The sequence below is a fragment of the Cohnella mopanensis genome, from assembly GCF_022352055.1.
Taxonomy (GTDB): domain Bacteria; phylum Bacillota; class Bacilli; order Paenibacillales; family Paenibacillaceae; genus Cohnella; species Cohnella mopanensis.
Map to the genome: position 1 here is coordinate 58742 of NZ_JAKRWM010000031.1, position 8736 is coordinate 67477.

Consider the following 8736-nt stretch of genomic DNA (forward strand, 5'->3'; position numbering starts at 1 on the left):
CGTAGGAATGTCACTCTTTTTGGTGAGTTTGACTGAAAGGACTTCTCATCCGAGTAACTCTTACTCAACCTACAACGAACGACAAGCAATACCCAACCAACTATGATGTAATTTCGTAAATGATTGTAATAGTCGTACCACATAAAAGCAGGGAAGTAACCCGAAGGAGGATGTTTCATGCGTACAACCTATATGGCTAAGCCGCTTGAAGTCGAGCGTAAATGGCATGTAATCGACGCCGAAGGCAAAACACTCGGTCGTCTGGCTAGCGAAGCTGCTGCCCTTATCCGCGGCAAACACAAACCGGAATTCACCCCTCATATCGATACAGGTGATTTCGTAATCGTGATCAATGCGGAGAAAATCGTTCTTACAGGAAAAAAATTGCAACAGAAGAAATACTACACGCATTCCCACTATCCAGGCGGTCTGAAAACTACGACTGCACAGGAAATGCTCAACAAAAAGCCTGCTCGTATTATCGAATTGGCTGTATACGGAATGCTTCCTAAGAACAAACTGGGTCACCAGCTTCAAGGTAAACTTAACGTTTACGCTGGACCTGAACATCCACATCAAGCCCAAAAACCTGAAGTTTACGAACTTCGCGGATAAAAAAAGGAGGACTTACGAATGGCTCAAGTGCAATATTTAGGAACGGGTCGCCGCAAGCACTCCGTAGCGCGGGTTCGACTCGTGCCGGGTGAAGGCCGCATCGTTATCAACAAACGTGAAATCAATGACTACTTCGATTTGGAAACTTTGAAATTGATCGTTAAGCAACCGTTGAACCTGACTGACACAGTAAGCAAATATGATATTCTTATATTGGCTCATGGTGGCGGTACTTCCGGTCAAGCTGGCGCGATCCGTCACGGTATCTCCCGTGCTCTTCTTAAAGCAGATCCTGAGCTTCGTCCTGCACTTAAGAAAGCTGGATTCCTGACTCGTGATCCACGTATGAAAGAACGTAAAAAATACGGATTGAAAGCCGCTCGTCGCGCTCCTCAATTCTCCAAACGTTAATATTCATCGATTATTACCAGATGCCTTTCTCCCATTATTTATGATGGTGGGAAAGGCATTTTCTTATGTAAGAGATTGAACATTTACGCCTCTAAGCGTATAATATTATCTATTCATACTTAAATAGTAGGATTTCACGGGAGGTCATTTTGATGAACTTGATCGAAAAAGAAAACCTCATTCGCCAAAAAGCGGAGGAGTTCGAGAATGCGTCGGCGGAAACGGTCATCGCATGGGCAATTGAAACGTTCCCTAACATTACTTTCGCATGCAGCTTCGGCGCAGAGGATGTTGTGCTAGTGGACATGATTCAGAAGATTAGCCCATCCACGGATATTTTCTACCTGGATACGGATTTTCACTTCAAAGAAACTTACGAAACACGCGATCGGATGGCTGCGAAGTACAACTTGAAGTTCGTTGAAGTTAAATCCAAGCTGACTCCGGAAGAGCAAGCAGCCGAGCATGGGGAAGAGTTATGGAAGAGCGATCCGACAGCTTGCTGCAACCTGCGCAAGGTTGAGCCGTTGACGCGCATTCTCTCGCAATACGAAGCTTGGATTACGGGAATTCGCCGCGATCAAGCGCCTACTCGCGCCAATGCGAAGAAGGTTGAATATGATACCAAATTCGGGCTCGTTAAATTCAACCCAATCGCCGCTTGGACTTCGGAAGAAGTATGGGCATATATTAAGGCTAACGATATCATCTATAACCCGTTGCATGATCAGAACTATCCAAGTATCGGTTGCGAACATTGCACCAAGCAGGTTATGCCTGGTGAGGATCCACGGGCTGGACGTTGGGCAGGTAACGAGAAAACGGAATGCGGGCTTCACAAATAAACAAACGGGTAAATCTATAACGATTCAAGAAGGAGCTACTCAGCACATGAGCGCAATTCAACCGCATGGCGGACAGTTGATCAACAGAGTAGTAGAGGGGCAACAACGGGATGAACTGCTCGCTCTAGCTACGAAACTGGTATCTATCCCTGTGAACACTTGGACGATATCGGATATTGACCTTATCGGCGTCGGTGCATTCAGCCCGTTGACCGGTTTTATGAACGAAGACGATTATTTGTCAGTCGTGAACAATATGAGACTCGCTAAAGGTGCGATCTGGAGCATTCCAATCACGCTTGCGATTACGGACGACCAAGCTTCAAGCTTGACTGTCGGACAACAGGCAGCGCTTGTCGGCGAGAATAATGGCGTCGTGTACGCTGTCTTGAACGTCGAGAGCATTTACAAGGTAAACAAGCGTCATGAAGCGGTTCAAGTGTTCAAGACGGACGACATGGAGCATCCGGGCGTCGTTAAGCTATTCGACCGTCCTGACAACTATGTGGGCGGATCGATCCAAGTATTGAACCGTCCAGTGCCTGAGAAATTCAATGAATTTTACTTTGACCCTACGGAAACTCGGCGTATTTTCGCGGAGAAAGGGTGGAAAACCGTCGTTGGTTTTCAAACTCGTAATCCCGTGCATAGAGCGCATGAATATATTCAGAAAGCAGCTATGGAAATCGTCGATGGATTGTTTCTTAACCCGCTCGTGGGCGAGACCAAATCCGATGATGTTCCAGCCAACGTGCGGATGAAAAGCTATCTAGCTCTTCTGGAAAATTATTATCCGTCCGATCGGGCATTTCTTGGAGTGTTCCCGGCGGCAATGCGTTATGCTGGACCTCGGGAAGCCATTTTCCATGCATTAGTTCGCAAAAACTACGGTTGTTCCCACTTTATCGTAGGTAGAGACCATGCAGGCGTGGGCGACTATTACGGAACTTACGAAGCGCAAGATCTGCTGAAGTCCTTGCCTGCCGAAGAACTTGGCATTACGCCGTTGTACTTCGAACACAGCTTCTTCTGCACGAAGTGCGGAAATATGGCTTCCAGCAAAACTTGCCCGCATGACAAGGAACATCATCTGACTCTGTCGGGTACGAAGGTACGTGCATTGTTGCGCGACGGAATTTGTCCGCCTCCTGAATTCTCAAGACCGGAAGTGGCTACGATTCTGATCGAAGGTATGGCAGAAGCTAGCAAAACTTACGCAATCTAAATCATAAATATCCACCTTGTCCCATAAAATGTAGGGAGTTTTCCCGGGGCGAGGTGGATTTTATTGTTTAATGGATATGGTAAACGCTTATGGATGATCTTAAAACGAAAGCATCTGGTTGTATGGATGACTCGACGGGCTCTATTAAGGCTCGGTATCGTGGTTTGTTTAATGATGTTAACCGCAGTCGTATTTATTAGCGAAATTCCTTCTTCTAGAACTTGGAGCCATTGGTCATTGCCTTTATCAGGTAAAATAATCGCACTCGATGCCGGTCATGGCGGTGCCGACGGAGGGGCGGTTAGTCGGGACGGCGTAATCGAGAAGGATCTGAACTTAGCAATCGTATTGTATTTGAGGGATTATCTCCAGCAGGCGGGAGCCGTTGTCCAGCTTACGCGGGAAGGGGATTATGATCTCGCGCTACCTGAAACGAAAGGATACTCTAAGCGAAAGACGGAGGATCTCCTGCAAAGGGCCGATCGTGTGCGTAAGCAACAAGCGGACCTGGCGATCAGCATCCATATGAATAGCATACCGTCTCCGAGGTGGTCGGGTGCGCAAACCTTTTATTCCACGAAAAATGAGGAAGGAAAGCGTTTGGCGGCGGTCATTCAAGCCGAATTGCGGAATATGTTGGGAAACACGCAACGAATAGCCAAAAAAGCGGACACGATCTACTTGCTCAAAACACTGGATATGCCGACCGCTCTTGTGGAAGTCGGTTTCCTCTCGCATCCGGAGGAAGCGAACTTGCTCGCGGATGAAGAGTATCAGCGCAAGGTTGCCGCTTCCATCTATAGAGGGGTTTTACGATATGCGTCCGGTGATATCGACAAGCCTGTGCTATAATACATAAATGTAAATCAAATATTGGGGGTCGAATTCGTGGTCACCAGAGATTCCGTTCTAGCTTGTATTCAACCCGTGCTTGAGCCAACGCTTAAACATAGCTTAATCGATCTTGGTTTGGTTCGGGACATTGTAGTCAAGGAAGCTCATGTATCTATGTCTATCGTGCTTCATCCAGGAAGCATGGAGCAATCTGCAAGCGTGGAACAAAATCTAAAACGAGCGTTAATCGGTATAGACGTAACGAATCCGCATTTCCGCTTCCGCGCCATGACGGACGCGGAGAAGACGGAAGCCGATTCTAAGGTTCAGCCAGCTGCGCAAGCTAGCGAGAAGCAAGCGCCTCCGGTCAAGGGGCATGGAGAAGGGCTTGAATCGCATACCATTCTTCATCCGGAGAGCGGAGTAGAGTTTATCGCTATCGCGAGCGGTAAAGGCGGCGTGGGCAAATCTACGGTCACCGTTAACCTGGCCGCTGCATTAGCGCGCCAAGGCAAGAGAGTCGGTCTAATCGATAGCGATATTTATGGGTTCAGCGTGCCCGATATGATGGGCATCGAAGAAAGGCCGGAGCAAGTCGGGAATAAAATCAAGCCGGTCGAACGATTCGGCGTTAAAGTGATTTCAATGGGTTTCTTCGTGGAAGATAATAGCCCGATCGTATGGCGAGGCCCAATGCTTGGCAAGATGCTGCGCAATTTCTTCGCCGAGATTGAGTGGGGGGAGTTGGACTTCTTGTTGCTTGATCTCCCGCCGGGAACGGGCGACGTCGCTTTGGATGTTCATCAGATGATCCCGCAAAGCAAAGAAATCATCGTTACGACTCCACATGCGACTGCGGCATTCGTTGCGGCGCGAGCGGGCGCGATGGCGATCAAAACGAATCATGAAATTATTGGCGTCGTCGAGAATATGTCTTATTACGAGAGCAAGGAAACGGGTACCCGCGAATACGTTTTCGGACGTGGGGGCGGCGGCAAGCTCGCCGAGACGCTTAACACCGTTCTATTGGCGCAGTTCCCGCTTGGGGCGCCGGACAACCATCCGTCCGAGCCTGATTATTCACCTTCAGTGTACAAGGCGGATTCGGAAATCGGCAAAGAATATTTGCAGCTAGCGCAAGCGGTTATTGAACGCTGTGGGAAATAAATGATGAAGCGCTAAAAAGCGGTTGAACGATTCGTGAGGCGACTCACTCGTTCAACCGCTTTATCTTTAACCGCCCGATGCGCTGCTTGATGGGCTACTTGATGCGCTGCTGCTTGCAGACGCATCCCCGCCCTTATCCTCGCTTTGACCGCCTTTTTTCTCTTCTTTCTTCTTATCTTGATCGGGAGTTAACTCTTCCTTAACGACGGATTGGAGTAATTTCATGATCTCGAGCTTGAAGAGCGGATTTTCCATCGATTCCGTTACCGAACTCATGATAACTTTGCGCGCGTCGGCCGTCTTCATGGAATCGGCTAAAATTTTAGCCATCTCCGGCGTCTTGAACATACTGACGAGTTCTTTCTGATAAGTTGGGTCTTTCATTAAGTCTTTATGGATTTGCTTGTTGTCCTTGCTTACCGCTTTGGCGAATTCCCCCGCGAATTTGGGGTCTTTCATGATTTTCTCCAGTACGGTGGAGTATTCGGGGGCGGTTAGAACGTCTTTTACGGCGATCCTGACTTGTGCTTGGTCTGAAGGCGTCATGCTTTTCATCTGTAAGGTGCTTTCGCCATATTGGGCCGTGGAGGCTTTCTCCATTGCTTTTTGAGCTTCCTCGGAGCCAAGAATATCAATAACCATCGTTTTGACTTCTTTATAGCTCATCTGGCCTCCGCTGTTGCCCCCCGATTCTTGACCGCATGAGGCAAGCAACAACGATAACAACGATATACTCAATAAGCCCCCATACCAACGCAATCGAAGAAGCATACCGATCAGCTCCCTTTCTATAGGGTAATGGCTGTAGTATGCTTCGACAACCTTGTGAATATAAGGACATGTTCATGGCTTTTTATGTGGATCATGGTAAAATGAATGTTGATCATGCAGAGGAGGTTACTGGAATTGAATTTACGTAAATGGATGAAATTATTCGGTACGGCCATATTGATCGGGGCTATCGTTACCGTAATCGGCAGTGTCAGTATCCAATTGTTCAACCCTGATTTTAAAAATGTGGAGGCCAGCGGGTGGTTATCCTACATTCTTATGATGGCTCTGATCGGAATGACGTTTGGCGCCTTTTCCCATATGGGCTTCTTCGCTTATATGATGCTGAATTATATTGCTCGCAGCATATTTAAGCGACCTTATTCCTGGGTGGCCATCCAAGGATTCATCGCATTATTCGTATTGGCGGAGATCGCTTACTGGACATATGATACGAATTTTCCGATTCATACTTATTGGACGGTCCCATTGGCGCTAATTATCGTATCCTCACTCGTCGCCTGGATGAAGGTTAACCAAACCAATTCCGGTGCCTGGATTCCAACGATTTTCTTCCTTGTGGCGATCACCGCCATGGAATCCGTTCCTGTATTCAAAACGGGCGATATTTCTTCGCTCTTGTACCAATTAATTCCGCTATTCATTTGTAATGCTTATCAAATCATGCAATTGCATAAAATTTTAGCGAAACCGGCTGCAGCAAACCCCAACCCGGTCGTTGCCCCCGCTAAGTAAAATAAGGGGAAGCGAGCTCATTCCATGCGGATCGGTCTTCGACTGTTTTACCGTTCATCTCGGTTTGGTTAATCATTTGGGATACGGTTACGAATTCATACCCCTTAGCGCGCAACTGGTCGATGATAACCGGCAGAGCTTCATGCGTTTGTTTGCAAGAGTCGCTGGCGTGCAGAAGAATGATGTCCCCTGGGTGAGCTTTGTTTACTACGCGGTTGATGATGGTGTCCACCCCCGGGTTTTTCCAATCCAATGAATCGGTATCCCATTGAATGACTTTATAATTGAGCTCTTCGGCGATTCGGAGCACTCTTTTGTCGAAGTCCCCGTTCGGCATCCGGATCAGATTAGGCGCCTTGCCGGTCATATCTTTAAGTATGCCGTCGGCTATCGTGATCTGTTTACGAATTTCCTCATCGTTGTACTGGCTATAGTTGTCGTGTTTGTGGCCATGGCTGCCTATCTCATACCCGGAATCCGTTATTTTCTTGACGATATCCGGATGGGTCTTGCTCCAAGGCGACGACAAGAAGAAAGTAACATTGTTCACGTTCTTGGCTTTGAGAACTTCAAGAATAGGATCTGCTCGTTTCTCGCCCCAACTGATATCGAACGTGAGAGCGATGACTTTCCGTTCGGTAGGTACGCTGTATACTGCGGCCGGAGGGTGGGGGGCGAATACGCTCAGATTGTTTTTCTCAACCCAGATAACCGCAATCGACAGGATAGCAGCTACCGAGAGGAAAAATACTTTCTTAATTCGTCGTCCGTTAAAAACGAAAAAATGGTTCATAGAATGAATCTGCTCCTTCCAGAGTAAGGATTTACGCCTATCCCCTTGCTAAGGACGGACAGGTCGTGGCTTGAATACTATCAATGTATGCTTGACCCATAGAGTTATTCATATGAAGAGGACTCTAACGATAAAGATGATTCTAAAAGGTTTGTTTGAGGGGAGATGCAGGCATGTTTACGCGCCAAGGGTTATTGTTGACGTGGAAAGAGATCCGACCGTATTTTATTTTTGCGATTATTTTGTTTTTTGCGGGAGTTGTGATCGGAGGATCCCCCAATGCGCCCCATGAACTATTAGGGAAACAAATTGAAGGTATGCGTTCGATAGCGAATTCAATTCAGGAGTCGGATAACCCGGGGCTAGCGGCGTTTGCCCGTATCACATTAAACAATATTTATGTTTCCTTAATGATGATGGCTTTAGGGATCATAGTTGGAATAATGCCCGTAATCATGTTAGTGATGAACGGAATGTTCATGGGGTATGTCCTTGACGAAGTGGCTAAGCAAGGCGAAAACGTAGGTTTGGTGGTTATCCAGAAGATATTGCCTCATGGAATCATCGAATTGACGGCTATTTTTCTGGCTGCAGCATTTGGCATGCGTTTCGGTATGACTTTGCTTAAAGGGATGTTCGGATCGGCTTTAGGCAAATCGCAGTCTTGGCAGCCTTTCGTAAGAACGGCAACCGGAGCGGTGCCGGCTTTAATTGTTGTTGTTGTATTGTTGATAGTCGCTGGCTTGATTGAAAGTTTGCTTTTTGGTTAGTCAGTTAAAGTTGAGCTCATGAGGGTGGACCTGTCATAAACGCGGCGAAAAAAGAGCATAACAGTAGAACGTACCGGAGAAGTTCCTTCCTTAGGGGGGATTGACGGTAAAAAGCCGCTTGTTCATAGGAGGTCCGCACTCTATGCTAGGTATGATGTTTACGGATAAGGAATGCAAGGAGTTCGACTATTTGTTGCGTAAAGAGATGGATGAGATGCTGCTCGACATGAGCGATCGTAGGCTGGACGGCCCTGTGAAGGAGGCGATCTCTAAACGTTACAAGATCGTATTCCGGATGTATGCGCGCATTGCTCCCCCTCGGGAATTGTCCCGTTATGCGATGGGGTTAAAACTGCAAAGATAAAAAGTTTAAAGAAATGCTTGACCTACGGTGCTTCTATGTGGTAAATTATTTTTCGCCCCACTTTTAGAGGGGACGAGCGGACGAAGTAAATAACGGACAACAACGGTAACCAAAAAATACCTGTTGCCAAGTACTAGTCAGCTGTGGTATATTATAAAAGTCGCCGTTAGCGCGGACGACAACGA

11 protein-coding genes are annotated in these 8736 nt (G+C 47.3%); 9 read left to right on the forward strand and 2 right to left on the reverse strand.

The window, feature by feature from the left end; genetic code table 11:
- The first annotated feature begins 177 nt into the window (after positions 1-177).
- From rplM to salA, 6 genes are all read left to right on the forward strand, one after another.
- Entirely contained in the window at positions 178-615 is a 438-nt protein-coding gene (gene rplM, locus L3D05_RS25555; protein WP_239619194.1) for a 50S ribosomal protein L13, read from the forward strand.
- Positions 616-633: 18 nt separating this feature from the next.
- The gene (rpsI, locus tag L3D05_RS25560; protein ID WP_239619195.1) at positions 634-1026 is read left to right on the forward strand and encodes a 30S ribosomal protein S9; all 393 of its coding nucleotides are present in this window, start codon (positions 634-636) and stop codon (positions 1024-1026) included.
- A 152-nt stretch (positions 1027-1178) separates the two neighbouring features.
- A complete protein-coding gene (locus tag L3D05_RS25565; RefSeq protein ID WP_239619196.1) occupies positions 1179-1871 on the forward strand; it encodes a phosphoadenylyl-sulfate reductase in 693 nt (230 codons plus the stop codon).
- Between the two features lie 46 nt (positions 1872-1917).
- On the forward strand, positions 1918-3096 hold the full coding sequence (gene sat, locus L3D05_RS25570; protein WP_239619197.1) for a sulfate adenylyltransferase: 1179 nt from the start codon (positions 1918-1920) through the stop codon (positions 3094-3096).
- A gap of 93 nt (positions 3097-3189) precedes the next feature.
- Positions 3190-3948, forward strand: coding sequence for an N-acetylmuramoyl-L-alanine amidase CwlD (gene cwlD, locus L3D05_RS25575; RefSeq protein ID WP_239619205.1), 759 nt, complete (start codon positions 3190-3192; stop codon positions 3946-3948).
- A 36-nt stretch (positions 3949-3984) separates the two neighbouring features.
- Positions 3985-5097: an iron-sulfur carrier protein/transcriptional regulator SalA gene (salA, locus tag L3D05_RS25585; protein ID WP_369418011.1), complete on the forward strand. Its 1113-nt coding sequence runs from the start codon at positions 3985-3987 to the stop codon at positions 5095-5097.
- Positions 5098-5163: 66 nt separating this feature from the next.
- Here the strand turns inward: salA and gerD are convergent, their stop codons facing one another.
- Positions 5164-5868 (reverse strand): spore germination lipoprotein GerD, encoded by a 705-nt coding sequence (gene gerD, locus L3D05_RS25590; protein WP_239619198.1) that lies wholly within the window; start codon positions 5866-5868, stop codon positions 5164-5166.
- Between the two features lie 135 nt (positions 5869-6003).
- Here gerD and L3D05_RS25595 point away from each other — a divergent pair, with 135 nt between their 5' ends.
- Complete coding sequence (locus L3D05_RS25595) at positions 6004-6624, forward strand: KinB-signaling pathway activation protein (RefSeq protein WP_239619199.1); 621 nt, start codon at positions 6004-6006, stop codon at positions 6622-6624.
- Here L3D05_RS25595 and pdaB read toward each other — a convergent pair.
- Positions 6617-7417 carry a polysaccharide deacetylase family sporulation protein PdaB gene (gene pdaB, locus L3D05_RS25600; RefSeq protein ID WP_239619200.1) on the reverse strand — a complete coding sequence of 267 codons (801 nt, stop codon included), beginning with the start codon at positions 7415-7417 and terminating at the stop codon, positions 6617-6619. The two genes, L3D05_RS25595 and pdaB, sit on opposite strands and share 8 nt — an antisense overlap.
- Before the next feature lie 173 nt (positions 7418-7590).
- On the opposite strand from pdaB, the gene L3D05_RS25605 reads away from it, so the two are divergent.
- The gene (locus tag L3D05_RS25605) at positions 7591-8187 is read left to right on the forward strand and encodes a stage II sporulation protein M (protein ID WP_239619201.1); all 597 of its coding nucleotides are present in this window, start codon (positions 7591-7593) and stop codon (positions 8185-8187) included.
- Between the two features lie 142 nt (positions 8188-8329).
- Positions 8330-8551: a hypothetical protein gene (locus L3D05_RS25610; RefSeq protein ID WP_239619202.1), complete on the forward strand. Its 222-nt coding sequence runs from the start codon at positions 8330-8332 to the stop codon at positions 8549-8551.
- The last annotated feature ends 185 nt before the right edge of the window (positions 8552-8736 follow it).